The organism is Micromonospora sp. NPDC050784, from assembly GCF_044456765.1.
Taxonomy (GTDB): domain Bacteria; phylum Actinomycetota; class Actinomycetes; order Mycobacteriales; family Micromonosporaceae; genus Micromonospora; species Micromonospora foliorum.
The window spans coordinates 1-25,734 of sequence record NZ_JBITGG010000010.1; the positions used below are offsets into that span (position 1 = coordinate 1).

General features: G+C 71.2%; 25 protein-coding genes and 1 tRNA gene. 10 read left to right on the forward strand and 16 right to left on the reverse strand.

Annotated elements, in window-relative coordinates; all coding sequences use genetic code 11:
- Positions 1–175: 175 nt before the first annotated feature.
- Positions 176–2,374: a (Fe-S)-binding protein gene (locus tag ACIBD9_RS15390; protein WP_396718439.1), complete on the reverse strand. Its 2,199-nt coding sequence runs from the start codon at positions 2,372–2,374 to the stop codon at positions 176–178.
- A 208-nt stretch (positions 2,375–2,582) separates the two neighbouring features.
- The gene (locus ACIBD9_RS15395) at positions 2,583–2,846 is read right to left on the reverse strand and encodes a cell division protein CrgA (RefSeq protein WP_030331997.1); all 264 of its coding nucleotides are present in this window, start codon (positions 2,844–2,846) and stop codon (positions 2,583–2,585) included.
- A gap of 218 nt (positions 2,847–3,064) precedes the next feature.
- Between ACIBD9_RS15395 and ACIBD9_RS15400 the strand changes: the two genes are divergently transcribed.
- Genes ACIBD9_RS15400 through ACIBD9_RS15415 form a run of 4 tightly spaced genes read left to right on the forward strand, consistent with a single transcriptional unit; the run spans position 3,065 to position 6,492 of the window.
- The gene (locus tag ACIBD9_RS15400) at positions 3,065–3,865 is read left to right on the forward strand and encodes a DUF881 domain-containing protein (protein WP_396718038.1); all 801 of its coding nucleotides are present in this window, start codon (positions 3,065–3,067) and stop codon (positions 3,863–3,865) included.
- A complete protein-coding gene (locus ACIBD9_RS15405) occupies positions 3,862–5,556 on the forward strand; it encodes a class E sortase (RefSeq protein ID WP_396718040.1) in 1,695 nt (564 codons plus the stop codon). Before ACIBD9_RS15400 ends, ACIBD9_RS15405 begins: the two co-directional genes overlap by 4 nt.
- 4 nt (positions 5,557–5,560) lie before the next feature.
- On the forward strand, positions 5,561–5,839 hold the full coding sequence (locus ACIBD9_RS15410; RefSeq protein WP_238660648.1) for a hypothetical protein: 279 nt from the start codon (positions 5,561–5,563) through the stop codon (positions 5,837–5,839).
- A gap of 2 nt (positions 5,840–5,841) precedes the next feature.
- Positions 5,842–6,492 carry an aminodeoxychorismate/anthranilate synthase component II gene (locus tag ACIBD9_RS15415; RefSeq protein WP_238660647.1) on the forward strand — a complete coding sequence of 217 codons (651 nt, stop codon included), beginning with the start codon at positions 5,842–5,844 and terminating at the stop codon, positions 6,490–6,492.
- Between the two features lie 46 nt (positions 6,493–6,538).
- On the opposite strand, the gene ACIBD9_RS15420 is transcribed toward ACIBD9_RS15415, so the two are convergent.
- From ACIBD9_RS15420 to ACIBD9_RS15455, 8 genes are read right to left on the reverse strand one after another with little or no spacing between them, the layout of a single operon-like run.
- Complete coding sequence (locus tag ACIBD9_RS15420) at positions 6,539–7,234, reverse strand: vancomycin high temperature exclusion protein (RefSeq protein ID WP_396718042.1); 696 nt, start codon at positions 7,232–7,234, stop codon at positions 6,539–6,541.
- A 19-nt stretch (positions 7,235–7,253) separates the two neighbouring features.
- Complete coding sequence (pknB, locus tag ACIBD9_RS15425; protein WP_396718044.1) at positions 7,254–9,071, reverse strand: Stk1 family PASTA domain-containing Ser/Thr kinase; 1,818 nt, start codon at positions 9,069–9,071, stop codon at positions 7,254–7,256.
- Entirely contained in the window at positions 9,068–10,477 is a 1,410-nt protein-coding gene (locus ACIBD9_RS15430) for a protein kinase (protein WP_396718046.1), read from the reverse strand. Before ACIBD9_RS15430 ends, pknB begins: the two co-directional genes overlap by 4 nt.
- Before the next feature lies 1 nt (position 10,478).
- Complete coding sequence (locus ACIBD9_RS15435; RefSeq protein WP_396718049.1) at positions 10,479–11,984, reverse strand: peptidoglycan D,D-transpeptidase FtsI family protein; 1,506 nt, start codon at positions 11,982–11,984, stop codon at positions 10,479–10,481.
- Complete coding sequence (locus ACIBD9_RS15440) at positions 11,981–13,471, reverse strand: FtsW/RodA/SpoVE family cell cycle protein (protein ID WP_396718051.1); 1,491 nt, start codon at positions 13,469–13,471, stop codon at positions 11,981–11,983. The genes ACIBD9_RS15435 and ACIBD9_RS15440 overlap by 4 nt, the downstream gene beginning before the upstream one ends.
- A gap of 30 nt (positions 13,472–13,501) precedes the next feature.
- Positions 13,502–14,977 carry a protein phosphatase 2C domain-containing protein gene (locus ACIBD9_RS15445; protein ID WP_396718053.1) on the reverse strand — a complete coding sequence of 492 codons (1,476 nt, stop codon included), beginning with the start codon at positions 14,975–14,977 and terminating at the stop codon, positions 13,502–13,504.
- Positions 14,974–15,459: an FHA domain-containing protein gene (locus ACIBD9_RS15450; RefSeq protein ID WP_238660894.1), complete on the reverse strand. Its 486-nt coding sequence runs from the start codon at positions 15,457–15,459 to the stop codon at positions 14,974–14,976. The genes ACIBD9_RS15445 and ACIBD9_RS15450 overlap by 4 nt, the downstream gene beginning before the upstream one ends.
- Positions 15,460–15,465: 6 nt before the next feature.
- A complete protein-coding gene (locus ACIBD9_RS15455; protein WP_007454122.1) occupies positions 15,466–16,254 on the reverse strand; it encodes a DUF3662 and FHA domain-containing protein in 789 nt (262 codons plus the stop codon).
- Positions 16,255–16,461: 207 nt separating this feature from the next.
- On the opposite strand from ACIBD9_RS15455, the gene ACIBD9_RS15460 reads away from it, so the two are divergent.
- The 3 genes from ACIBD9_RS15460 (at position 16,462) to ACIBD9_RS15470 (ending at position 18,530) form a co-directional block, all read left to right on the forward strand.
- Positions 16,462–16,547 (forward strand) — tRNA-Leu (locus ACIBD9_RS15460).
- Positions 16,548–16,611: 64 nt separating this feature from the next.
- A complete protein-coding gene (locus tag ACIBD9_RS15465; RefSeq protein ID WP_396718056.1) occupies positions 16,612–17,727 on the forward strand; it encodes an NAD-dependent epimerase/dehydratase family protein in 1,116 nt (371 codons plus the stop codon).
- Entirely contained in the window at positions 17,724–18,530 is an 807-nt protein-coding gene (locus ACIBD9_RS15470; RefSeq protein WP_387175337.1) for a WecB/TagA/CpsF family glycosyltransferase, read from the forward strand. The genes ACIBD9_RS15465 and ACIBD9_RS15470 overlap by 4 nt, the downstream gene beginning before the upstream one ends.
- Before the next feature lie 66 nt (positions 18,531–18,596).
- Here ACIBD9_RS15470 and ACIBD9_RS15475 read toward each other — a convergent pair whose 3' ends face one another.
- Entirely contained in the window at positions 18,597–20,153 is a 1,557-nt protein-coding gene (locus tag ACIBD9_RS15475; protein WP_396718058.1) for a S8 family peptidase, read from the reverse strand.
- Between the two features lie 216 nt (positions 20,154–20,369).
- Here ACIBD9_RS15475 and ACIBD9_RS15480 point away from each other — a divergent pair, with 216 nt between their 5' ends.
- On the forward strand, positions 20,370–20,969 hold the full coding sequence (locus tag ACIBD9_RS15480; RefSeq protein WP_396718061.1) for a hypothetical protein: 600 nt from the start codon (positions 20,370–20,372) through the stop codon (positions 20,967–20,969).
- Here ACIBD9_RS15480 and ACIBD9_RS15485 read toward each other — a convergent pair.
- From ACIBD9_RS15485 to ACIBD9_RS15495, 3 genes are all read right to left on the reverse strand, one after another.
- The gene (locus ACIBD9_RS15485; protein WP_396718063.1) at positions 20,937–21,335 is read right to left on the reverse strand and encodes a hypothetical protein; all 399 of its coding nucleotides are present in this window, start codon (positions 21,333–21,335) and stop codon (positions 20,937–20,939) included. The two genes, ACIBD9_RS15480 and ACIBD9_RS15485, sit on opposite strands and share 33 nt — an antisense overlap.
- 213 nt (positions 21,336–21,548) lie before the next feature.
- A complete protein-coding gene (locus tag ACIBD9_RS15490) occupies positions 21,549–21,770 on the reverse strand; it encodes a DUF397 domain-containing protein (RefSeq protein ID WP_091396369.1) in 222 nt (73 codons plus the stop codon).
- Positions 21,740–22,621, reverse strand: a complete 882-nt coding sequence (locus tag ACIBD9_RS15495; protein ID WP_091396372.1) for a helix-turn-helix transcriptional regulator — start codon at positions 22,619–22,621, stop codon at positions 21,740–21,742. Before ACIBD9_RS15495 ends, ACIBD9_RS15490 begins: the two co-directional genes overlap by 31 nt.
- A 626-nt stretch (positions 22,622–23,247) precedes the next feature.
- Here ACIBD9_RS15495 and ACIBD9_RS15500 point away from each other — a divergent pair.
- Both ACIBD9_RS15500 and ACIBD9_RS15505 read left to right on the forward strand, forming a co-directional pair.
- Positions 23,248–23,532: a hypothetical protein gene (locus tag ACIBD9_RS15500; RefSeq protein ID WP_091396374.1), complete on the forward strand. Its 285-nt coding sequence runs from the start codon at positions 23,248–23,250 to the stop codon at positions 23,530–23,532.
- Between the two features lie 98 nt (positions 23,533–23,630).
- Positions 23,631–24,092 (forward strand): hypothetical protein, encoded by a 462-nt coding sequence (locus ACIBD9_RS15505; protein ID WP_396718066.1) that lies wholly within the window; start codon positions 23,631–23,633, stop codon positions 24,090–24,092.
- A gap of 7 nt (positions 24,093–24,099) precedes the next feature.
- On the opposite strand, the gene ACIBD9_RS15510 is transcribed toward ACIBD9_RS15505, so the two are convergent.
- Together ACIBD9_RS15510 and ACIBD9_RS15515 are read right to left on the reverse strand one after the other, a co-directional pair.
- Entirely contained in the window at positions 24,100–24,843 is a 744-nt protein-coding gene (locus ACIBD9_RS15510) for a PASTA domain-containing protein (protein WP_396718068.1), read from the reverse strand.
- Between the two features lie 149 nt (positions 24,844–24,992).
- Positions 24,993–25,673: a PASTA domain-containing protein gene (locus ACIBD9_RS15515; RefSeq protein WP_396718070.1), complete on the reverse strand. Its 681-nt coding sequence runs from the start codon at positions 25,671–25,673 to the stop codon at positions 24,993–24,995.
- Positions 25,674–25,734 lie beyond the last annotated feature (61 nt).

The window sequence follows — 25,734 nt, forward strand, 5'->3', positions numbered from 1 at the left end:
CGGCGCCGACGAACACGGGGGGCCCCGGGGCCGGGCCTCCGCCCCCCCCCGGGGCCAACCGGGGCGACATGTGTTGCCGGGCGCGGGCCCCCCCCCCGGGGGGGTGGGGGCCCCGCGGGGGGGGCCCCCCCGGGCCCCCCCCCGTCGGTGAACAGATCCCAGGGGTACGCGCGTCTCAGCCGCCGACGGGCGCGGTCTCCCTACCGCCCTGCGGCTGCTCGGGCTTGACCGAACGCAGCAGCACGCTCGCCACGTCGATCACCTCGACCTGTTCGCCGGCACCCTTGCCATTGACCCCGTCGTTGAGCATGGTCGAGCAGAACGGGCAGCCGACCGCGACCGTCTTCGCGCCGGTGGCCATGGCCTCCTCGACCCGGTCCACGTTGATCCGCTTGCCGATCTTCTCTTCCATCCACATCCGGGCACCGCCAGCACCGCAGCAGAAGGAGCGCTCGCTGTTGCGCGGCATCTCGGTCAGGTCGCCCGCGATGGCGTCACCGAGGACCTCACGGGGGGCCGCGAAGACCCGGTTGTGCCGACCCAGGTAGCAGGGGTCGTGGTAGGTGACGCCGCCGTCGACCGGCTGCACCGGCGTGAGCTTGCCGGTGGCGACCAGGTGCGCGAGCAGTTGGGTGTGGTGGACCACCTCGAACTCGCCGCCGAGCTGGCCGTACTCGTTGCCCAGCGTGTTGAAGCAGTGCGGGCAGGTCGCGACGATCTTGCGCTTGGCCTTCTCCCGGCCCTCGAACGCCTCGTTCAGCGTCTCCACGTTCTGTTGGGCGAGCATCTGGAAGACGAACTCGTTGCCGATCCGTCGCGCCGGGTCACCCGAGCAGGTCTCGCCCTCGCCCAGGATCGCGAACGTCACGCCCGCCTCGTTGAGCAGCGTGGCCACCGCGCGGGTGGTCTTCTTGGCGCGGTCCTCGAACGCACCGGCGCAGCCGACCCAGAACAGGTACTCGAAGTCGTCCACCTCGCCGACCCGGGGCACCTCGAAGTCCAGGCCCTTGGTCCAGTCCTCACGGGTGTTCTGCGGGGCGCCCCACGGGTTGCCCTTGTTCTCCAGGTTGCGCAGCATCACGCCGGCCTCGGAGGGGAAGCTCGACTCGATCAGCACCTGGTAGCGGCGCATGTCGACGATGTGGTCCACGTGCTCGATGTCGACCGGGCACTGCTCGACGCAGGCGCCGCAGGTGGTGCAGGACCAGAGCACGTCCGGGTCGATGACACCGCCCTCCTCGGCGGTGCCGATCAACGGCTTGTCGGCCTCGGCGAGGGCCAGCACGTCCAGGTGGGCGAGCTGCGCCTGGGTGGCCTTCTCCTCGCCGGTCAGGTCCTTGCCGCCGCCGGCCAGCAGGTAGGGCGCCTTCGCGTACGCGTGGTCGCGCAGGCTCAGCACCAGCAGCTTCGGCGACAGCGGCTTGCCGGTGTTCCAGGCCGGGCACTGCGACTGGCAGCGACCGCACTCGGTGCAGGTGCTGAAGTCCAGGAGGCCCTTCCAGCTGAACTGCTCGACGTGGGCGACGCCGAACTGGTCCTTCTCCGGGTCCGCCTCCTCGAAGTCGAGGGGCTTGCCCTGGCTGGTCATCGGGCGCAGCGCGCCGAGACCGGAGCCGGCCGGCTTGGCCGGCTCCCGCTTGAAGAAGATGTTGGGGAACGCCAGGAAGCGGTGCCAGGCGACGCCCATGGTGACGTTCAGGGAGATGACGATCAGCCACGTCATCGAAATAATGATCTTGATGGCCGCGGCGACGCTGACGCCGTCCGACCAGTCGGGCAGCACCGCACCGACCGCGTGGCTGACCGGGGTGGCCCAGACCGGGAACTCGAAGTGGTCGGTGGCCACCTTGAAGCCCCGGATCACGAAGCCGAAGATCAGGACCAGCAGCACGATCCACTCGACGAAGTAGCCCTGCCACATCGTCGAGCCGGTGAACCGGGACCGCCCACCCGGACGGGTCGGCCGGTTGCGCAACCGGATCGCCATCAGCACCAGGATGCCGACCAGACCCAGCACCCCGATGATCTCGGTGACCAGACCGAAGATCGTCCAGTGCCCGATGATCGGCAGACCGCCGTCGGTGGTGACCACCTCGAAATACGCCTCGAGCACCAGCAGCGACAGCACGACGAAGCCGACCATCACGAACCAGTGCGCGGCGCCCACCACGCCCCACTTGAGCATCCGGGTGTGGCCGGCCGTCTCCACCAGCATCGTCCTGGCGCGGGCGACCTTGTCGGAGAACCGCTCCGGCGCGGGTTGCCCGAGCCGGATGACTGCCACCATCTTCAGGACCGCACGCACCGCAAGCCACACCGCCACGGCGGTGATGGCGGCCGCGAGGATCGTGGTGACGATCTGGACGCTGCCCATCGAGTTGGCCTCCCCGGTCTGCTGCCTGATGACCTCGCTCTGCTCGGTCATGCAGTGCAGCCTACGCGAAGGTTACCCAGCGGTAACGTGAGTCATCTCGCAGTAGGCCGCGCTGCCTGCGGACACCATAGGGGGCCCCACCCGATCCTGCCGGGTAGGGGCTCGACGAGGTGACGTCAGAGACCGCCGACGCGACGGTCCGAACGGATCAGCGCCAGCGGGAGAGCAAGGCCAGCGAGGCGACCATCGCGCCGAAGCCGACGGCGAGGTTCCAGTAACCCCACGCCATGACCGGGTACTCCTGCTCGGACAGGTAGTAGAGCACCAGCCAGCCGATCCCGACGACGATCAAGGCGACCGCGGTGACCGGCAACCACACCGGGCTAGGCTTGCGCGACGACGCCGTCGTCGTCGGACGGACGTCCGTCGGCGGGGTGTACACCTTCTTCTTACGGACCTGAGACTTGGGCACGGCGCTCTCCAGAGGGGTGACGACCTCGTCCGGCCTGACAACCGGGCGCGGGGGCGACGGTCCATGGCCAATAATGTTCGAGAGCTAGCGTAGTCCCGATTGCCCGCCCGGACCACGAATGGGGTCAGGCAGGTGCACGGAGTGACCGAAAGAGGCGGGACTGTTCGCACCGGCCCGGCCGGCACGGACCGATCCCCGACACGCGGAAGGAACGCTCGGTGGAGTACACATCCGGCGCAACCTCCTGGCAGAAGGTCCTCCGACGGGCCGCCGCCGGGCTGCTGCCCCGGCGACCGCGACAACGCCGTCCGGGCTGGTCGATCGGGGTGCCCCTGATCGCCGCGGCGGCCGGGTTGCTCTTCACCACCACCGCGACCACCGCGGGCGGCACCGCTCTCCGGGAGGACCGGCGCCCGCAACTCAACCAGCTCATCGAGGACCGACGCGAACAGGTCGCCGCCAGCGAGCGCCGCGCCGCCACGCTGCGCGGCGAGGTCGAGCAGCGGACCAACACACTGGCCGGCTCGGACGCCCCGATCAAGGATCAGCAGAATCGCGCTCAGGGCAGCCTCCAGGACGCCGGGTTCACCGCCCTCAGCGGGCCCGGGGTCACGGTCGAGCTGAACGACGCGCCGCAGCTCGACCAGACGCAGTCGGACGCCAGCAACGACGACCTGGTGGTGCATCAGCAAGACGTACAGGCGGTGGTCAACGCGCTCTGGGCCGGCGGAGCAGAGGCCATGTCAATCATGAATGTCCGCGTGCTCTCCACCAGCGCGGTACGCTGCGTCGGTAACACCCTGCTACTTCATGGCCGGGTGTACTCCCCACCGTTCAAGATCGTAGCAATCGGCGATCCCGCTGCCCTCCAGCAGGCCCTCGCCAGCTCTGAGGGAGTCCGGTTGTTCAAGGACGCGGTCGACGACTACCAGCTCGGCTACAAGGAGACGGCCTCCACGGTGCGAGTTCCCGCATTCGAGGATTCCACCGCCCTGCGCTCGGCTACGGTGCCCAAGTGAGCGAGCCGGACGAGCGTCGCGACGGGCGACACCGGGACCAGACCGACGACCCGACCGACTTCCTGCCCAAGTTCGACCGGCCCGAGCCGGCACCCGGCCGACCGTCCCCGGCCAGCAACTGGCCCGAGCCGGTGCTGCACCCTCCACGAGCCGAGCAACCGACGCGGCCGAGCGCCACTGGGCCCGAGCCGACCGGCACCCCGGGCCGCCCCGGTGGCGAAGCCCCGCCGCCCTGGCCGGGCGCCGCAGCCGCCGGGCTGGGCCCGCGCGGCGGCGCCGGGGTCCCCCCCGCGAGCGCCACCAACCAGGGCCCGGTTCGGCCCGCTGCCCCCGGCAACGCCCCGACCCGACCCCCCGCGCCCAGCGCCGCATCCACCCGACCGACCACGCCCAGCGCCGCCCCGACCCGCCCGCCGACCGGCGGCGGTCCACCGGGTGCCATCCCGACCCGACCGCCGACCGCCGGCAACCCGCCGAGTGCCGCCCCGACCCGCCCGGCCACGCCCGGCGGGTTGCCGACCCGGCCGACGGCCTCCGGTACTCCGGGCCGGCCTGCCTCCTCCGGGCCCTCGACGCCGCCGCTGGCCGACTCACCGACCGCGTACATTCCCCAGGTCACCGCCCGGCCCGGCCGATCCACCGGCTCCCCAGCCACCCCGGTCTCACCGGCCGCCCCCGACCGCGTCGCAGCGGCCGGGCAGGGAGGCTTCGCCTCGGCCGGGCCGAGCCGGGTCCCGCCGACCGGGCCGAGCCGAGTCCCACCGAACGTCGCGGACCCGGCAGCCACCGCGCTGATTCCGGCCGTGCCCGCCACACCCGCCACCAGGCCGCCGACCATGGACTCCACCGCGTTGATGGGTGCCGTTCCCCGCACGGCGGTCCCCGACGAGCCGACCGGCGGCAACCCCACCGACCCGCCCCAACCCCGCCGCGGCGAACGGGTGGTCCAACTCCGGCCGCACCAGACGGGCGAGGGCTACAAGAGCGTCTACTCGGAGCTCACCCGCCCGTCGTTCGGCTCGCGACTGCGTACCGGCGTCCGGGTCACCGGCGAGATCCTGATTACCTTCGGCCTGGTGGTCCTGCTCTTCGCCGGCTACGAGGTATGGGGCAAGTCGGCCATCGTCGACGCCCACCAGAACGACCTCAACAACGAGTTGGCTCAGGCGTGGGCCCCCACCGACGACCCGACCGTCGTCCCGTCGGTGGGCCCGAGCGTCAAACCCTCCCCACCGGTACGCGGCAAGCCGCTCGCCGGCCTCTACATCCCGAAGCTGGACAAGAACTGGGTCGTCGTCGAGGGCGTCACTCAGGAGGACATCCGCTTCGCCCCGGGTCACTATCCGACCAGCGCGCTCCCCGGTCAGGTGGGCAACTTCTCCGTCGCCGGCCACCGCAACCGGGCCACCTTCTGGCGGCTGGACGAGCTGGATGAGGGCGACCCGATCGTGGTCGAAAGCAAGACCGACTGGTACGTCTACCGGGTGTCGCAGTCCCGCATCGTCCGGCCGACCCAGGTCGAGGTGGTGGCGCCGGTGCCCGGCGAGCCGGACAAGAAGGCGACCAAGCGGATGCTCACCCTCACCACGTGTAACCCGAAGTTCGACAACTACCAGCGTCTGATCATCCACGCCGAACTGGACCGCACCCAACCCAAGTCCGCGGGCCGCCCGGCGGAGCTGGGAGGCTGACCCGATGTACGCCTTCATCTGGCGCAAACTGCCGTTCGGCCTGGTTGGAAAGTTGACCGGCTCGGTGCTGCTGGTGGCCGCCACGGTGGCCCTGCTCTGGTACGTCGCCTTCCCGTGGGCCGAGCCCCTGCTGCCCTTCGACGACGTGCAGGTCGAGTCCGGCGTACCCGCCGAGACGGGTGGCGGCGACCCGGTGACCGTGGAGACCCCGGCCGGCGACGAGCACGAGCTGCCGTACGACACCGATCAGAACAACCCCGCGCCCCCCTCCCCGAGCAGGTGACCATGCGCGTCCTGGTGATCGACAACTACGACTCCTTCGTCTTCAACCTCGTCCAATATCTGGGTCAACTCGGCGTGGACTGCGAGGTCCGCCGCAACGACGAGATCGACGTCGCCGAGGTGGGCACGGTCGGCGCGGACGGCATCCTGCTGTCGCCCGGTCCGGGCAGCCCGGATCGGGCCGGCATCTGCCTGGACGTCATCCGGGAGTACGCGGGCCAGCTGCCGATCTTCGGTGTCTGCCTCGGCCACCAGGCGATCGGCGAGGCGTTCGGGGCGACCGTGACGCGCGCCCCGGAGCTGCTGCACGGCAAGACCTCCGAGGTACGGCACCACTCGGTCGGCGTACTCGCCGGCCTGCCCGACCCGTTCACCGCCACCCGGTACCACTCGCTCGCGGTGTTGCCCGAGACGCTCCCCGACGAGCTGGAGGTCACCGGCTGGACCGGCTCCGGCGTGGTGATGGCGATGCGGCACCGGACGCTGCCCATCGAGGGCGTCCAGTTCCACCCGGAGTCGGTGCTCACCGAGGGCGGTCACCTGATGCTGGCCAACTGGCTGGCCAGTTGCGGTCACCCCGAGGCGCTGGAGCGCGCGCCCGCGCTGGCCGCCGAGGTCGACGCCCGTCGTCGCGCGGCCTTCGCCACCGCCTGAGCGTCAGAGCCCGCTCACCGGATCGTCGGGACCCGTGCCGGCCGGGTCAGCCGCGCAGCGCGTCCTGGACCGCGGGGTCAGCGGGCGAGCGCACCGCCGGTGGTCGGTCACGTACCGCGTCCCACGCCGCCTTGCCACTGGCGAAGTAGTCCCGAACCGACTTCTCGGCGAGCAGGGCGGCGCCACAACCGTCGCAGCGGGCGGTCACCCCGTCGACGTCGAGGCCGAGCTGCCGGCACAGCGTCACCGCCCGGGACAGGTGGTACGACTGGGTGACGATCAGGGCCCGCTCGACGCCGTACACCTCGCGCGCTCTCGCGCAACTGTCGTAGGTGTCCAGGCCGAACGGGTCGGCCACCACCCGACGCCTGTCGACACCGCGCTCGGCGAGGTACGTCGTCATCACCGCCGGCTCGTCGCCTGACGCGCCACCGCCGTCGCCCGACACGAGGACGACCGTGGCCCGCCCGCTGGCCACCAGCTCGGCGGCGGTGTCCAGGCGGCCGGCGAGACGGTCCCCGGGCCGCTGCCGATCGGCTGCCACCTCGGTGCCGAGCACTATCACCACGTCGGCGGCCGGCGCGTCGGCGGCGGCGTACACGTGGCCGCGTGCGGCGAACGTCGTCCAGAGCCACGGGCAACTGGCGAGCACCAGCACGACGAGGCCCGAGAGGGCCAGGCGGCGGAGGCGTTCAGGCCACCGCCGCACCGGCCCGACCGGGGACGTTTCCGCCTCGGTCACGCCGTTGCCCACGGGTCGCCTAGTCCTGGGGCCGGCCCGGCGGGGGCGGGAACGGCAGACCGATGCCGCCCCCGTTGCCGGGTGTGGTCGGCGTGCCCGTCGGCGTGCCCGTCGGCGTGATCGTCGGCGTCGGGTCGGTCTCCGGCTCGGGCTGACTCACCTTGATGGTCACCCTCGTGCCGGTGGGCTTCTTCTCGTTGCCGTTCGGGCTCTGGTCGGTGACCTTCCCCGCCTGGGCGGCGGGCACCTCCGGCCCGTCCTGCACAGAGACCGTGAAGCCGTCGTTCCGGAGGACGCGGGTGGCCTCCTCCTGGCTCAACCCGACGACGTCCGGCACCTCACGAACCTTGCCGTTGGAGACCGTGAGCTTCACCTTCGTGCCTTCGGGAACGCTCTCGCCCTCGGGCGGCTCGACCTTGAGAACCTCGTCCTGGCTCGCCTCGTCGTTCACCGTCACGACCTCGAACGTGAGGTTCGCCTCATTGAGCCGGGCGATGGCGCTCTCCCGCTTGCTGCCCTTGAGCCCGGCGGGAACGCGCACCTCGGGCTTGCCGCCACAGATCTGAATGATGACCGTGCGGTTCTGCTCCACCTGGGTGGTCGGCGCCGGGTTCTGCTTGACGACCGTGCCCTCGGTGCAGTCACTGGCCAGCACCGCGTCACCCACCTGCGCGGACAGACCGGCTCTCTGGATCTCGGCGATCGCCGCGTCCCGGGTTTTGCCGGTGAGGGTGGGCACCGACTTCAGGTCCTTGTCCTGCTGCATGTTCCAGAGCAGGGCGGCGACCAGGGCGATCACCGCCAGCACGCCGACCGCGCTGAACGTCGCGATCAACCAGGAGGACGCCTTGCGCTGACGCGGGTCGCCCACCCGGGCCGGGATCTGCCGGGTCTGCTGCCCGCCGGCCGGAGCCGGATAGCCGCCCCCACCGCCGGCCGGGGCCATCGCCACCGTCTCCGCCTCGCGCAGCACCGGGGTGGCCAGCACGGGCCGGCCGGCGGCGGCGCGGAGCAGGTCGGCCCGCATCTCGCCGGCGCTCTGGTAGCGGTTGAGCGGGTTCTTCGACAGCGCCTTGAGCACGATCGCGTCGACGGCCGGGGTGACGTCCGGGTTGATGTCGCTTGGCGTCGGGGGCGTCTCCCGTACGTGCTGGTACGCGACGCTGACGGGGCTGTCCCCGACGAACGGCGGGTGCCCGCAGACCAACTCGAAGAGCACGCAGCCAGCCGCGTACACGTCGGAGCGCGCGTCGACGGCCTCGCCGCGTGCCTGCTCCGGGGAAAGATATTGCGCCGTGCCGATCACCGCGCTGGTCTGCGTCATGGTGGTCGCACCGCTGGCCAGCGCCCGGGCGATGCCGAAGTCCATCACCTTGACCTGGCCGGTCTGGGTGAGCATCACGTTGCCGGGCTTGATGTCCCGGTGGATGATGCCGTGGCGGTGGCTGAACTCCAGCGCGGCGCACATGTCGGCGCAGATCTCCAGCGCGCGGCGCGGCTGCAGTCGCCCCTCGGCGCCGAGGACCTCCTTCAAGGTCCGCCCGTTGACGAACTCCATGACGATGAACGGCAGCGTCTCGCCGGTCGGCGCGGTCTCCTCGCCGGTGTCGTAGACCGCCACGATGGCCGGGTGGTTGAGCGAGGCGGCGTTCTGCGCCTCCCGACGGAACCGCATCTGGAACGTCGCGTCCCGGGCGAGGTCGGTGCGGAGCATCTTGATCGCGACGTCCCGACCGAGCCGGAGGTCGCGACCACGGTGCACCTCGGCCATGCCGCCATAGCCGAGCAGCTCGCCGACCTGGTACCTGCCACCGAGCAGGCGGGCCTGCGCTGTCATCGCGTCTGTCGTCCTTCGCTCGTCGTCGTCCCGCCGTCGCCCGGCTGGAGTCGTACCTCTCGACGGTACGACGTCCGGGTCGGATCGTCGCGTCCGTCGAGTCGTAGCGCGCCGGACGCCACGGTGCGCGGCGCCAGCCCGGCGGATACGCCGGCCTGCGACTGCTTCCGTAGGTTGTAGGAAATCACGCCAGAGCAGAGCAGGACCAGCACGGCCAGCAGGATGGCGAGCAGCACCATTCCGGGCCGGGACCGCTGCGGCTGGGGTGACGGCGTCGCCGGGCCGGCCGGTCGGGCGTACGCCGGCGGGTGTTCCTGCCGGGGCGGCCCGGACGGCACCGCGGCCGCGCCGCGTGGGTAGCCGTTCGGTGCGCCCTGCGGTCGGGCGGCCTGGACGGCCGGCGCGACGGCGGTGGGGCGTGGCTGTTGGGCGGGCGCGACCGCGGTCGGCCTCGGCCCGGCCACCGGCGGGCGGGCGGTCGGCGGACGCATCTGGTGCGCCTGCGGCACCTGGGCCCGGCCGGGTGCGGCGGGTGAGGCGGGCGCCGCGGAGACCGGCCCGGAGTTGCCGCCGGCCCGGGCCTGCTGGGAGAGCGCGGCCTTGAGCTGACGGGCGACCCCGGCGAGCGCGGCGGCGCTCGGCCAGCGGGCGGCCGGGTCCTTGGCCAACGCGCGTTCCACCAGGGCGCGCACCTGCGGAGGGATGTCGGCCGGCAATGGTCGGGGCGTCTCCCGGACGTGCCGCATCGCGATGTCGAGCGGGTTGTCGCCCTCGAACGGCCGCCGGCCGGCCAGGCACTGGTAGGCAACCACGCCGAGGGCGTACACGTCGGACGCCGGGGTGGCCACGCCGCCGGTGGCCTGCTCGGGCGAGATGTACGAGGCGGTGCCGAGCACCGAACCGGCGGCGGTGAGCTGGCCGACCAGGTCGGAGCGGGCGATGCCGAAGTCGGTCAGCACCAGCGTGCCGTTCGGCCGGACCAGCAGGTTGCCCGGCTTCACGTCGCGGTGCACGATGCCCTTCTCGTGCGCGGCGTGCAGCGCGTCGGCGGCCTGCGCGACGAGGGCCATCGTCCGGGCCGGAGTGAGCCGGCCGACCCGGCTCAACGTGGACGACAGGGCGTCACCCTCGACGTACTCCATGACCAGGAAGGCGATCTGCTGGTCATTGCCGAAGTCGTAGACGTCCACCACGCCGGGATGGTTGATGGTGGCCATGGTGCGGGCCTCGCCGCGGAACCGCTCGCCGAAGTCCGGGTCGTCGAGCAGCGCGGGGAGGAGGCTCTTCACCGCGACCGTCCGGCCGAGCACCTGGTCGGTGCCGCGCCAGACGTCGCCCATGCCGCCGCTGGCGATCCGCTCGTCGAGACGGTAGCGGTTGCCGAGCTGCACGCCGGGGCTGAGCATGTCAGCGACCCCCTGGGTCGGCGATGGCGGCACGCATGATCTGGCCGGCGATCCGGGCCGCCTCGGCGCTGCCACCGGGGCCGGCCTGCTCCAGCATGACGCAGACCGCGGAGACCGGGTTGCCGTTCTTGTCCAGTGCGAAGCCGATGAACCAGCCGTGGTCTGGCCGGTCCGGGGCGGACTGGGCGGTGCCGGTCTTGCCGCCGACCGTGTAGCCGTTGATCGCGGCCTTTCCCCCGGTGCCGTTCTGGACCACGCTGACCATCATCTCGCGCAGGTCGGTGGCGACCTGCGGCTCGACGGGCTGGCGCAGCTCCCGCGCCTTCGCGGTGTAGTAGCTGGTGGTCCGGTCCGGAGCGAGCAGTTGCCGCACCAGGTACGGCCGCATCTGACTGCCGTTGTTGGCGATCGCGCCAGCGATCATGGCGCCTTCGAGTGGCGTCATCCGGACGTTGTTCTGGCCGATCGAGGACTGGGCCAGCGCGGCCGGGTCGGTGCTGCCGTCCGGGTTCTGCATCGTCCCGGTCTGACTGGCCGCCGTGGGCAGGCCGCCCTCGCCGAGCTGGCCGACGGTCAGGTCCTCCTGCTCGAAGCCGAACTGGCGGGCCTTCTCCTTGAGGGTCTCCGCGCCGAGCCGCACGCCGAGCTGGGCGAAGCCGGTGTTGCACGACTCGGTGACCGCCTCCAGCAGGGTGACCTTCGGCTCCGGGCAGATCGAGGCGGCGGCGTTACGGATCGGGGTGCCCGAGGTGGGCGCGGTGTAGCTGGGACCGGCCGGGATCTGGGTGGTCTTGGTGACGCCGTTCTCCAGCGCCGCCGCGGCCACCACGATCTTGAAGGTGGAGCCCGGCGGCAGCGTCTCGGAGAGCGCGCGGTTCTTCAGCGGACCATCCGGGTCCTGTTCCAGCTTGTTGTACGCCGCCGCTGCCTCGTTGCGGGTATGGCTGGCCAGCGGGTTCGGGTCGAAGCTGGGCATGGAGACCAGCGCCTGGATCGCGCCGGTACGCGGGTCGATGGCGATCGCCGCGCCCCTCTTCGCCCCCACCTCGTTGTTGCGCAGCTGGTCGTACGCCGCGTCCTGAGCCCGCTTCGAGAGCGTGAGCAGCACGTTGCCGCCACCGGTGTCGTCGCCGGTGAACATGTCCTTCAACCGGTCGCCGATCAGCTGGTCGCTGGTGCCGGCCAGGAAGTCGTTCTCCACCCGCTCGATGCCCTGGTCGGCCAGGTTGACCGGCTTGTAGCCGAGCACGTGGGCGTACTTGGCGCCGCCCGGGTAGGTGCGCAGGAACTTCAGGTTGCCGCTGGTCTCCTTGCTGGTGGCCAGGGCCGTGCCGCCGGCCTCAATGTTGCCGCGCTTGCGGTCGTACTCGGCGACCTGGACCCGACCGTTGTAGTCGCTGGTGCGGTATTCATCGGCCTTGTAGGCCTGGATCCAGTTGAGGTTGGCGAAGAGCAGACCGAACAGGACCATGACGACGACGCCGACGCGGCGCAGGGGTGCGTTCACGGCTTGATCACCTCCGTGGGAGCACCGTGCAGCTGCTCGGGCGGGCCACCGCTGGGACGGGCCGCCTTGCCGCCGCCTCCGGTCACCGGTCGGCGGGCGCCGTCGGAGACTCGCAGCAGCACCGCGATGAGCAGCCAGTTGGCCATCAACGACGACCCACCGGCGGACAGGAACGGGGTGGTCTGACCGGTCAGCGGGATGAGCTTGCTGATCCCGCCGACGATCACGAAGACCTGGAGGCCGAGGGTGAACGCCAGACCGCCGGCGAGCAGCTTGCCGAACGAGTCCCGAACGGCGAGCGCGGCGCGCAGCCCGCGCTCCACGATCAGCAGGTAGACGACCAGCAGCGCGGAGAGCCCGAAGAGGCCGATCTCCTCACCGATGCCGGCGAAGATGAAGTCGTTCTGCACCTCGGGCAGGATCTCCGGCTGACCACCGCCCGGCCCGGCACCGAAGAGCCCGCCCGTGCCCAGGGCGAGCAGGCCCTGCACGAGCTGGTAGCCCTTGTTGGTGGGGTCGGCGAACGGGTCGAGCCAGATCTCCGCCCGCACGTAGAAGTTGGCGAACGGCCCGCCGACCGTCGAACCGAGGAAATAGGCGAGGTACGCGCCGCCGAAGAAGAGGACCAGGCCGATCAGCAGCCAGCTGACCCGTTCGGTGGCGATGTAGAGCGTCACCACGAACATGCCGAAGTAGAGCAGCGAGGTGCCCAGGTCCTTCTCGAAGACCAGCACCAGGACGCTGATCAGCCAGACGCCGACCACCGGGCCGAGGTCGCGGCCGCGCGGGAAGTCGATGCCGAGGAAGCGCCGGCTGGCCAGCGACAGCACCTCACGCTTGCGCACCAGGTAGTAGGCGAAGAAGACCAGCAGCGCCAACTTGGCGAACTCACCCGGCTGGATGGAGAAGCTGCCCACCCGGATCCACAGCTTCGCGCCGTTGATCTCGGAGATGCTCGGCGGCAGCACCGCCGGGATCATCACCAGCACGATGCCGGCCAACCCCAGGGTGTACGCGTACCGCGAGATCGACCGGTGGTCGCGCATGATGGCGAGCAGGCCGGCGGCGAGGATCACCGCACCGAGCGTCCAGGCCAGCTGGCGCCCGCCCTGCCCCGCGAAGACGGCCAGGCTCTCCCGCTCGGCCACCGGGGCGTCGCCCAGGTCGATCCGGCGGAGGAAGCCCACCCCGAGCCCGTTGAGCAGGGCCACCGCCGGCAGCAGCGCCGGGTCGGCGAACGGGGCGAGGAACCGGATGACCAGGTGCAGGCCGAGGAAGACCGCGCCGAGCGCGGCGGCCGGCATCCAGAAGTCCGGGGTGACCGTGTCCAGAAGGTTCGCCTCGACGGTCGCCCCGTACGCGGCCACCAGCACCATCGCGAGCAGCAGTAGGGACAGCTCGGCGTTGCGGCGCGACCGCGCCAGGCGTACGCCGGATTGCTCGCCCGCGGTCGCGGGCGAGGGTGCCGGTGTGGCCGCTACGGTCACGGGTGGAGTCCTCAGGATCTCAGCCGACGCTCACTCAGGAGACCGGCAACCGGCCGGGTCGAGCGCCGGCGTGGCCGAGTCGGAGGGCGTGACGTCGGGTGTGGTGGTCGCGCCGGCCCCACCGAGAGCGGTGGTGGCACCGACGGTCGGGCTTGCGGTGACGACCCCGTTGGGAGTCGGCGACGCGTTGGCGCTCGGGCTGCCGTTCGAGGTCGGCGTCGAACCGATCGGAGTCGGCGTGGGCGTGGGCGTGTTGCCCCCGGTGACGCTCGGGTCGAGCGGACAGAGCGGCTTCAGGTTGGGGTTGCTGGGCGTGTCGCTGGTCAGCTCGGCGAGCTGACGCTCGGCGTCCGGCTCACTCTTGGCCCGGATGCCGACTTTGACGGTGTCCTGTGCGGCGACCGTGAGGTCGTCCAGCCGGGTGCCGCTGCGGCGGTGCACGCTGGACAGGTCCATCCCGGCGATCTGACCTTGGACACCGCGGAAGACGGCGACCTGGCCCTCTTCGGTGGCTCCCACGTAGTACTGCCGCTGGGTGTACGTCCAACCACCGAACGCCGCACCGCCGACGATCACCAGCAGGGCCAGCGCCATGGCGGCGGTCCGGACCGGGCGTCGCTTCGGCCGGTCGGCGTCCTCGTCGGAGGCCGCTGGCTCCTCGGGCGCGGCCGGACGCGGCGCGGAGAGCGCCGAGGCTCGGGCGGCCGGAGTCGAGTCGTCGGCGGAGGTCGCCATGCCCCGGTCCCGGGCGGCGGCGCCGCCCACGATCGGGGTCGCCTCGACGATGTCCTGGTCGGTGGCGTCGGCGATGATCACCGTGATGTTGTCCGGCCCACCGCCGCGCAGCGCGAGCTGCACCAGCCGCTCGACGCACTGCTGCGGGTCGGGGTACTCCCGCAGGGTCTCGCCGATGGTCTCGGCACTGACCACGCCCGAGAGGCCGTCGCTGCAGATCAGGTACCGGTCGCCGGGCATCACCTGGCGGACCGAGTATTCCGGGTCGATGTCCCGACCGTCGAGGGCACGGGTGAGCAGCGACCGCTGCGGGTGGCTGCTCGCCTCCTCGGCGCTGATCCGGCCTTCGTCGACGAGCATCTGGACGTACGTGTCGTCCTTGGTGATCTGCGCGAACTCGCCGTTGCGCAACAGATAGGCCCGCGAGTCGCCGATGTGGACCATTCCCAGCTTGCTGCCGGTGAAGAGGGTCGCCGTCAGCGTGGTGCCCATCCCCTCCAGCTGTGGGTTGGCGTCCACCGTGTCGCGGAGTTGTTGGTTGGCGGTGCCCACGGCCGAACGCAACGCATCGACGAGAGCGTCCCCCGGGACGTCCTCGTCGAGCGGCGCCATGGCACCGATGACGATGTTGCTGGCGACGTCACCGGCGGCCATACCGCCCATGCCGTCGGCAACGGCGAGTAACCGCGGCCCGGCGTAGACGGAGTCTTGATTGCCGTCTCGGATCAGACCGCGGTCGCTGTGGGCCGCATAGCGCAGGGTCAGAGTCATGGCCGTAATTCGAGGGAAGTGCGGCCGATCCGGATCGGCACGCCGAGGGGGACGGGGGTTGGTCCGGAGACCTTAGCGCGATCGAGGTACGTGCCGTTAGTCGAGCCGAGGTCCTCGACGTACCACTGCCCGTCACGCGGCACGAGCCGGGCGTGTCGCGCGGAGGCGTAGTCGTCGGTGATGACCAGGGTGGAGTCCTCGGCCCGACCGATGGTGATCTGCGCTTCACCGAGAGTGATCCTGGTGCCGGCCAGCTGACCGGCGGTCACCACCAGCTGGTGCGCCGCTCTGCCCCGCTTCACCTTCGCTGGTTTGGACGCCTGCCCCGTCGAGGCGCCCACCGCGCGTGGCGCGGCCACCAGGCGACCGGACCGGGCGCCCGCGAAGAGGTCCCGGCGGATCACACCGACCACCGTGAACACGAAGATCCACAGCAGGATCAGGAATCCGAACCGGGCAACGGTGATGACCAGTTCCGGCAAGGCGGGTCAGCCGTCCACGCGGAAGGTCAGCGTCGTCGTCCCGAGCTGGACCATGTCACCGGGGTTGAGCGCGACGGCGGAGACCCGCTGCCCGTTCACCATGGTGCCGTTGGTCGAACCCAGATCGGTCAGCACGACCTGGCCGCCGTCGAAATCCAGTCGGGCGTGTCGCCGGGAGATGCCGACGTCGGGCAGCCGCAGGTTGGCCTGGTCGCCGCGACCGATCACCGTCGACCCCATCTGGAGGGGGTAGGTGCGGCCGTCGCCGGAGACCAGCCGCACGTTGCGACCGCCACCGTGCCCGGGCGGCGGGCCGTAGCCACCGCCCTGGTCGTACGCGGGGTAGGCGGGCGGGCCGGCGTCGTAGCCGGGTGCCGACACCGGGGCGACCTCGCCGCCGGTGTAGACCTCGGCCGTGACACGGAACATGCCCGTGTCCAGGCCCTCGCCTCGCTCGATCTCGACGATCACGTCGCCGTAGACCGTCCACGCCTGCTCGCCGATGAACTCCGCCTGCGACTGGGCCAACTCCTGGGCCAGCGCGGCGGCGTACGGCGCCAGCCGACTGTGGTCGAACGGCGAGAGATCGATCACGTAGCGGTTGGGCACCAACGTGCGCCCACCGGCCAGGATCGCCTTGTGCGCCTCGGCCTCCCGCTGCATGGCGTTGAGGATCTCCACGGGGTGGACCACCCCTTTGAAGACCTTGGCGAAGGCCCCTTCGACCAGGCCTTCCAGACGCTTCTCGAAGCGTTGCAGCACGCTCACCGGCTCCTCCTCGGGTCCCGAGGACATGATGGTATCCGGCCGGCGCGCGCGCAGCTCACACGCCGCTCGGCCGGCTGCTCTCGACCCGTTCGGAAGGGCCGGGACTGTCGTGCTAATCTTTCGTCCGCCACGAACGGTAATCGCTCGTGGCGAGCGCCAGGGACAGCGTAGTATTCCCGGGGCCCGTTGGAGACAGCGGGGCCGGGGCGGCTAAAGTGTTCCGGGTTGTGCCACGGGGATGTGGCGGAATGGCAGACGCGCACGGTTCAGGTCCGTGTGCCCGAAAGGGCGTGGGGGTTCAACTCCCCCCATCCCCACCACCGACGAGGGCTCCGCTTGATGCGGGGCCCTTCCGTCATATCGGGGCGTGCCGGACGTCACGCTATGCTCCGATGGATTCTGCCTCCGATGGACCAGGAGTGGCGTGTGAGTGTCGCGTTGGTGACAGGGTCGGGCGGTCTGATCGGCTCCGAGGCGGTCCGGCATTTCGCCGGCCTCGGTCTGGATGTCGTCGGCATCGACAACGACATGCGCCGGTATTTCTTCGGCGAGGACGGCTCCACCTCGTGGAGCCTGGAACGGCTCGGCCGTGACCTGGGTAGCGCGTACACCCACTTCGCGGTGGACATCCGGGACCGCGACGGCCTGGAGCAGGTGTTCAAGAAGTACGGTTCGGACATCGCCGTGGTGATCCACAGCGCCGCGCAGCCGAGCCACGACTGGGCGGCCAAGGAGCCGTACACGGACTTCGACGTGAACGCCGGCGGCACGCTCAACATCCTGGAGAACACCCGCCGGCACGCGATCGAGGCGCCGTTCATCCACTGCTCGACCAACAAGGTCTACGGCGACCGGCCCAACAGCCTGCCGCTCATCGAGTTGGAGACCCGGTACGAGCTGCCCGAGGACCACCGCTGGTACCGGGGCATCACCGAAGAGATGTCGATCGACAACTCACTGCACTCGATCTTCGGCGCCTCCAAGGTCGCCGCGGACGTGATGGTCCAGGAGTACGGGCGCTACTTCGACATGCGGACCGCCTGCTTCCGGGGCGGCACCCTGACCGGCCCGGCGCACTCCGCGGCCGAGCTGCACGGGTTCCTGGCCTACCTGATGCGCTGCGTCATGGAGGGCCGGACGTACAACCTGTTCGGTTACAAGGGCAAGATGGTCCGGGACGCGATCCACTCGCACGACGTGCTGACCGCGTTCGAGGCGTTCTTCCGGGCCCCGCGATCCGCGGAGGTCTACAACCTCGGCGGCGGCCGGCACTCCAACACCTCCCACATCGAGGCGTTCCGCATCGCGGAGGAGATCACCGGCCGCGAGGCGCGGATCAACTACGTCGAGCAGAACCGCACCGGCGACCACCAGTGGTACGTCAGCAGCATGGCCCGGTTCGAGGCACAGTATCCGGACTGGAAGATGACGTACGACGTGCCGATGATCCTGCGGGAGATCTACGAGGCCAACGTGGACAAGTGGGTGGCCCAGTCATGAGGACCCGAACCAAGCGCAACGTGCTCGGCGTCCTGGTCGACGCCACCGACTACGCCTCGGCGACCGACGCGGTGGTGACCGCGGCGCACGAGCGGCGTCCCCTCGCGCTGACCGCGCTGGCCGTGCACGGTGTGATGACCGGGGTGCTCGACCCGGCGCACAACGCGCGGCTCAACTCCTTCGACGTGGTCACACCGGACGGGCAGCCGGTGCGGTGGGCGCTCAACCTGCTGCACCACGCCGGGCTCAGCGACCGGGTGTACGGGCCGACCCTGACCCTGCACGTGCTGTCGCGCTTCGCCGACGAGGGGCTGCCGGTCTACCTGTACGGCTCGACCGAGGAGACCCTCGCCCGGTTGATCCCGGCCCTGGAGCGGATGTTCCCCGCGCTGAAGATCGCCGGGGTGGAGCCGTCCAAGTTCCGTGCCGTCCAGCCCGGCGAGGACGCCGAGATCGCCGACCGGATCCGCTCCAGCGGTGCCCGGTTGGTCCTGGTCGGGCTCGGCTGCCCGCGCCAGGAGGTCTTCGCGTACGCCATGCGGCCGCTGCTCGACATGCCGCTGATGGCGGTCGGCGCGGCCTTCGACTACCACGCCGGGCTGCTGCGCCAGCCTCCGCCGTGGATGCAGCGTGCCGGCCTGGAGTGGTTCTGGCGCCTTGGTCTGGAGCCGAAGCGGCTCTGGCGCCGCTACGTCATCCTCAACCCGGCCTACCTGAGCCGGCTCGCCGCGCAGAAGGTCGGCCTGTGGAAGGCCCGCCCGCCGGCACCGGCCACCGAGCGGCCGGCCACCTTCTCGGTCTGAGCCCGACCCGTACGACGCGAGGCCCCACCCGGCGTTCCGGGTGGGGCCTCGGTCGTGGGGAACCGGTCAGACGGTCAGGGTCCAGGTGTTGATGTAGCCGGTGTCGGCCGAGTAGGTGTCCCGCACCTGGAGTCGCCAGATGCCGTCGGCGGCCTCACCGGACACGTTGGCCGTGTACGTGGCGTTCACGTTGTCGGCGCTGTCCGAGGTGCTGCTGTTCTTCAGCCGGTACGCGCTGCCGTCCGGGGCGAGCAGGTCGATGACCAGGTCACCGCGGTAGGTGTGCACGATGTTCACCGCCACCGTGGAGGCCGAGGAGGCGTTGCGACCGCAGCCGGAGATGGTGATCGAGCTGGTCACCGCCGCGCCGGCGTCCGGGATCGACACGTCGGTGCCGTTGGTGCCGGTGCAGCCGGTGGGCGGCGGCGGGGTGGTGCCGGTGCCCACGTAGAGCAGCAGGTTCGGCGAGCCCGAGCCGGGGTTGCCCACCACGTTGGGGGTCGCGTTGGCCACCAACTGGTTGCGGACCTGAGCCGGGGTCCAGCTCGGGTTGGCGCTGGCCACCAGGGCCGCCGCCCCGACCACGTGCGGCGTGGCCATCGACGTGCCGCTGATCGTGTTGGTCGCGGTGTTGCTGGTGTACCAGGCCGAGGTGATCGACGAGCCGGGCGCGAAGATGTCCAGGCAGGTGCCGACGTTGGAGAACGACGACCGGGCGTCGGTGCTGGTCGTCGAGCCGACCGTGATGGCCTCCGTGGTACGCGCCGGCGAGGTGTTGCACGCGTTCGCGCCGTTGTCGTTGCCGGCCGCCAGGCCGTACGTGACGCCCGAGGCGATCGAGTTGCGGACGGCGTTGTCCAGTGAGCTGTTCGCGCCGCCGCCGAGGCTCATGTTCGCCACGGCCGGCTTGATCGCGTTCGCGGTGACCCAGTCGACGCCGCCGATCACACCGGCGTTGGTGCCACTGCCGGAGCAGTTCAGCACCCGTACGCCGACGAGCTGGACGGCCTTGGCCACCCCGTAGGCGGACCCGCCGACGGTGCCGGCCACGTGCGTGCCGTGCCCGTTGCAGTCGTCCGCCGACCCGCCGTCAACCGCGTCGTAGCCGGAGGTGGCCCGGCCGCCGAAGTCGTTGTGGGAGAACCGGATGCCGGTGTCGATGATGTAGGCGTGCACGTTGCTCGCCGTGTTCGGGTAGGTGTAGGAGCTGTCCAACGGCAGGTTGCGCTGGTCGATCCGGTCGAGGCCCCAGGAGGGTGGGTTGGCCTGCGTGCCGGAGATCGAGACGGTGTGGTTCTGCTCGACGTACGCCACCGCCGGGTCGGCCGCGATCCGCGCCGCCGCGTTCGCGTTCACCTTGACCTCGAAGCCGCGCAGTGCCGCACCGTAGGTGCGGGCCACCGTGCCGCCGTGGCGGCCGGAGAGCCGCTTCGCGGTGTCGCCGACCCGGTCCCGGGCAACGGCGCTGTCCTTGAGTACGACGATGTAGCTGTCCGGCACGGCGGTGGCTCCGCCGGCGGCCCGAACCACACCCACGGGTTCGGCGGCCAGGGCTGGGGTGCCGACGGCCAGCACGGTCGCCGCGGCCACCCCGATCAGTACGGACCTTCGTGGAAGACCCATCTCCTACCTCCCTCTGACCGGTGGTGGAACGTGACCACCGGTCGCAAAGCCAATCGACACTTGCCGATCTAGCTGAGGGTAAGTCAGGCGTCGGGGAGTTGAACATGTCGAAACGGCCATACCTTCGAGTGATGACCCCCTACGGGCCCGGCGTCCGGGGCGAACGGGGGACGGGCCCCGATTCGCCTCGCCGCGATTCGGGAAAGACTCTCGAGCATGGAGAGTCAGCTCACCATCCTGCTCCCGGTCGCCGCCGTCTGGCTGGCCGCCGGCGTCGTTGCCGACGGCCTTCCCCGGCTGCGCAACACTCGCATGCTGCGCCGGCGTACCGGATGGTTGCTGGTGCTGGCCCTCACCGGCCTGGCGCTCACCGCGGCCGTGCTCGGCGGCGGGCTGTTCAGCGCCGGCACCGCGCCGCTCGACCAGGCCGCGGCCGGGCTCACTCTGACCGCCGGTCCGGCACTCGTGGCGACGGTCTGCTCGGTACGACGGATCCGCCGGCTGCGGGCCGGTGCGGGCGCGTTCGCCAGTGCCCCCGCCACCCCCGCGCCGCACGGGCTGCGCGCCGCCGCGGCCCACCCCCTCGTCGGGCTGCCACTGCAGGTCACCGCCCTGGCCACGGTGCCGGCGTTGATCGCGGCGACCGGCACCGACCTCGGAGCCGACCCCGGTGTCACCGGGCCGGCGATCACCGTGGGCGCGCTCGCGGTGGTCGCCATCGGGATCCGCCACGCGCTCCGCCACAACCGCTTCGCCGAACGGGCCCAGCCCGTCGCCGTACGGTCAACGCGGGCGGCTGGCGCTCTGCACGTATAGCAACTCGAGGATCGACCTGGTCGCCTCGAACCAGCGGTCCAGCCAGTCCTGCGAGGGCACGGTGCCCTTCGGCGGCAACTCCATCAGCAGGCCACGCAGCAACGGGTGGTCGGCCAGGGACTCGGGCGGCTCCATCGGCCAGCCCGTCGGCGGGAACGACGGCTCGATCAGCGGGTTCGGGTCCAGTGAGGGCAGCGAGAGCGGCGGATCCGTCGTCTCGGCAGCGCCCTCCCGCCCACTCAACTCCTGGTCGGTCGAGACCACCTCGGTCAGAACGGTGTCCCGACGAGCGCCGCGGTACTTGCCACCGAACCGTTCCGGCTTTGCCGGACCGGTGGTGAGGTTGTCTGAACCGATCGTCGTCATCCGTCTCGCCTACTCGCTCGGTTGCGGGTCGGTGCGGCGGGTCGTCGACCAGCGCCGTACCGATCGGTTCAACGAGACGGGGGCACTCTGGCGACGGGAATCCCGACGGAACCTCGCCGGGCAACGCCACGACGCGACCGTCCGCGGCGCCTCCTGCGCACACGGCAAAGTCCCCGTCCGGCGAACCGGACGGGGACTCCACTGACCAGTCGGTCAGACCGCGCCGAACACACCACCCCGGGTGCCGGCAACGAAGGAGTGCCAGTCACCCGGGGCGAAGACCAGGGCGGGGCCCGCCTTGTCCTTCGAGTCCCGCACTCCGACGGCCCCCGTCACGTACGCCACCTCCACGCAGTTGTCACAGTTCGGCCCGCTCTTCGAGCTCTTGAACCATGCTGCCTGCGTCAGGTCCACGGGGAACCCTTTGGTCGCCATTTCCACAACGGCTCCTCTGCCAGTTTTGCGATGTGTGCGACGGACTCCTCCGGACGTATGGCCGCAGCGCGGATGTGATCGAAGATGAAGCTGTACTTCTGTAGTTCGTCGCTCTTCTCGAGGAAAAGCCCACCCGTGGCGTTCTCCGCGTACACAACATCCGGATCACCGGGCTCAGGGAAGCTGAGGATCGTGAACGTGCCGTCCATGCCGGCATGCGCACCCACCTCGAACGGCAGGATCTGCAGCGTCACGTTCGGCAACTCGGCCACCTCGACCAACCGTTTGAGTTGACCGCGCATCACCTCGTCCCCGCCCACCGGCCGACTTACCACCGCCTCATCGAGCACCACCCACAGATCGACCGGATCGTCCTGGGTCAATAACGACTGACGGCCCAGACGGACACGCACTCTTTGATGCACCTGATCGGCGGTGAAGTCCGGCCGAGCGGCGCGGATCATGGCCCCGGCGTACTCCTCGGTCTCCAGAAGACCCGGAACGACCTGCTGTTCGTACGCCCGGATCGAACTCGCCGCCGCCTCCAGCCCGACGTACGCGCCGACGAGCACCGTGCTGTACGGGTGCCACCAGCCCTTCTGGCGGGCCTCACGGGCGATCTGCACCAGCTCGTCGCTCTCGGCGCCGACCACGCCGTAGATCCGCAGCATGTCCCGCACGTCGCGTGGGGTGGCCGTGGTGTGCCCGGTCTCGATCCGGGAGACCTTCGACGCCGAACACTCCAACTGTTCGGCGACCACCTCGATGGTGATTCCGGCGGACTCCCGCTGCCGGCGCAGCTCGGCCCCGAGCCGCCGCCGTCTGATGGTGGGACTGCGCCGCTCACTCATGGCGCAACCCGTGAGCCACTGGTCCCCGCCGCTGGCTGCTCGACCCCACTCGGGCTACCTCCGGTAACGCGCCACTGGGTGACACCCGCCGGGGGCGCGACCGTCGACCGGCGAGCGTTCGCGACGAAGGGGATGGTGCCGGTCCTCGGCCGGCCGCGACGGGCGAAACCGGCCCTCAGTGTGCCGCCCGGACGCGGATGGCTTCAATAGGCCTTTCGCGCGACACGCTCACGTATCGGCAAAAGTCGACGTGCAACTTGCATGAAGCACGTCCCTGATGCAGTCTGTCCGTATGGCACGGATCACTCAGCGTCTCCGTTCGGTCCCTCGGAGTGGTGACCCCACCGAGCCGGGGACGCCGGGCACGACGCGGGCCCGGCCGACGACAACGAGACCTGCTCCGGGGTAAGGACCCCGCCGCTGCAAGCCGGCAAGCTGCGGCGGCGGGCGCGGTTCCCGGAAGCAACCGGGTGGTGGTCGGGTGGCGGCACGTCACCAGCGGGGTACGGCCCGACCACCGCCATCCGCACCACCGGTTCACGAGGCACGACCCCGTCACCGGCCGAGACGTCCCCCGTTCAGGCACCGCCGGCGCAACCGCCGGCCGATCCTCCCCAGGAGCCCATGTGCTTCCCCGCACCGGTGACGTACTGCACGTGACTCGCGCGGCGAGTGTCCAGTTCCTCAGGCCGATCAAGTTCCGGGTGATCCGGGTGCTCGACTGGCCGACCTATGACGGCTGGCTCTGGCTCGACGGCTACGAGTTGAACGCCGCGGGCGACGCGGTCACCCGACGGTCGATCTTCGTCCAGCGGGAAGGGCTGCAGCAACTGCAGGCCGCCCCCGAACCCCGCCCGCACACCGTGCGGGCCCGCCGCCCGGTCGCGCGTACCCCGCTCCGGGTGGGCTGACCAACCCGAACCGCCGCCGGTGGGCGTGCCGTCGCCATAGAATTGGTACGCCCACCCCGGCACCGTTCTACCCGCTCGTCCAGGACCCTGACCCTGGGATGGTCATGGTCAATCAGCCTGCCCTGCGGCGGCGCCACCGCTCCCGTATCGCCTACGCCTTCGGACTCCTCGCCCTCCTCGGGGCGATGACGACACTCCTGGTCCTCGTCCGCGACCCGGCGATGTCGTCCACCCGGCTGACCGCTCCGGTGCCCGCACCGGAGATCACCGTGCTCGACTCCGACCCGCCGACGGGCGACGGCCAGTCCGTCTACGAGCAACCCGACTGGACCGACACCGACGCCCCGGCCGACCACGCCGGTGGCGCCGACCCGACCGGGTCGGTGTCCGGCCTGGGTGCCGGCGGCCAGTCCGGCGGCCGTCAGGAACTCACCGAGGCAGCTCCGGCCGGGCACAGCGCCACGGACATCCGCCGCTCCCTGTTCTGGTCCGGCATCTTCGGCCTGGCCATCTCGCTGGCCGGCATCGGCCTCGTCGGTACCCGCCGCCGGATGTGGTGACCAGCGGTCACGGCGTGCTCGTCACCGTCGGGGTCGGCGTGGTCGGGTTCGCCCCGGTCGGAGGCTCGGCCTGGGAGATGATCAACAACACCTCGTCGTCGGTCGACACCGACGTGCCCGCCCCCGGCTCGGTGCCCACCACCGTCCCCGGTGGCAGCTCCGACGGGCGGTACACCACCCGATAGGTCAGGCCGAGCCGAGCCAGCAGCCCTTCGGCGGTGGCCTGCGGCAGGCCGGCGAGCGGTGGCACCGGCACCTCGTCCGGTGCGTCCGTGGTCGCCGCCGGGCTACTCGGCGACTCACTGGTGGGCGCCGCCGACGTGGTGGCTGCGCTGGTCGGCGGGGCGCTCGGCGCACTGGTCGGCGGAACGGACGGGGTGGACCCCGGATCGTCCCGGTCGTCATCCTGCTGGGAACGCACCAACCAGAGCGCGCCCCCGAGCAGACCGGCGAGCAACAGCGCCAGTACGCCCCAGAGGATCGGCAACCACCACCGCCGACCACCCTGCTCCTCGACGTACCACTCGCCGGCGGGGTCGTCCGGCCGGGGCGAGCGCACCTCGGCCCGCCCGGACCACGCCGGGGGTATCGGCGCCGTCCGGTCGGCCGGCGGAGCCGGCCCGGTGCCGGCGGACCGGTCGATCGGCATGGTCTGGTCGGGCGACAGGTCGGGACGAGCCGGGACGGTCCGGTCGATCGGCGCCGTCTCGTCCGGGTCGGCGGCGGGAGGCTCCTGGCGGTCGTCGCTCATCGCACGTCCTTTCCCCAACCCGGACGGGCGTCCTGGCCCTCGACCGCCAACCTAGTCGCCCACACCACCATCGGCGGTGATCAGCGTGCCGAGCCGCGCCGGGCGCCGGCGCGGCAGAGCGTCGGGAGGCTCGACCCGCCGGCCCGGACTCAGGGCGTGGGTTGCGTGGTCGGCTGGCCGACGGAGCCACACCAGATGCTGACCTGGTCGTTCCACCGGGCCGGGCCGTCCTCGGCGGGCTCCTGCCTGCTGACCTTGCCAGTGCGTCCGCTGACGTAGCGCGGGTAGAGGCCCTCGTCGACCAACTCGTCGGCGGCGTCGGCGCAGCTCTTGCCGACCACGTCCGGCACCTCGGCGGCCGGCGCCGGTCCGGCTACCTGGAGTTGCACAGTCGTCCCCCGGGCCACCTCGGTGCCCACGGCCGGTGTGGTGCTCTCGACCGTACGACCGACGCCGCCACCGAAGACCAGACGCCATCCCAGCCGCTGCTTGCGCAGGGTCTCCCGGGCCTGCTCGAAGTCGGTGCCGATCAGCGGTGGCACGGTCAGGCCGGTCCCCTTGGTCGAGGTGGCGGAGGTCTGGACCGCCGACGGTGTCGGCCGTCCGCTGCTCGGCCGGGGTGCGGTGGCCCGACTGGTCGGCGCGCCAGCCGTGGTCGTGACGGCCAGCGGATCACCAGAGGGTGCCTCGTCCTCGCCGGCCAGCAACCAGCCACCGGTCGCGCCGACGGCGGCGAGCAGCACCGCCGCCAACCCACCACCGAGCACGACGCTGGCACGGCCCGCACCGCCACCGGCGGCATTCTGCTGGCCCGTGTTCGTGTCCGTCATAACGCCCACCGCCTCATCACCGGCGACCGTACCGCCCGCCGCCCAATCCGCCGCACCGGCG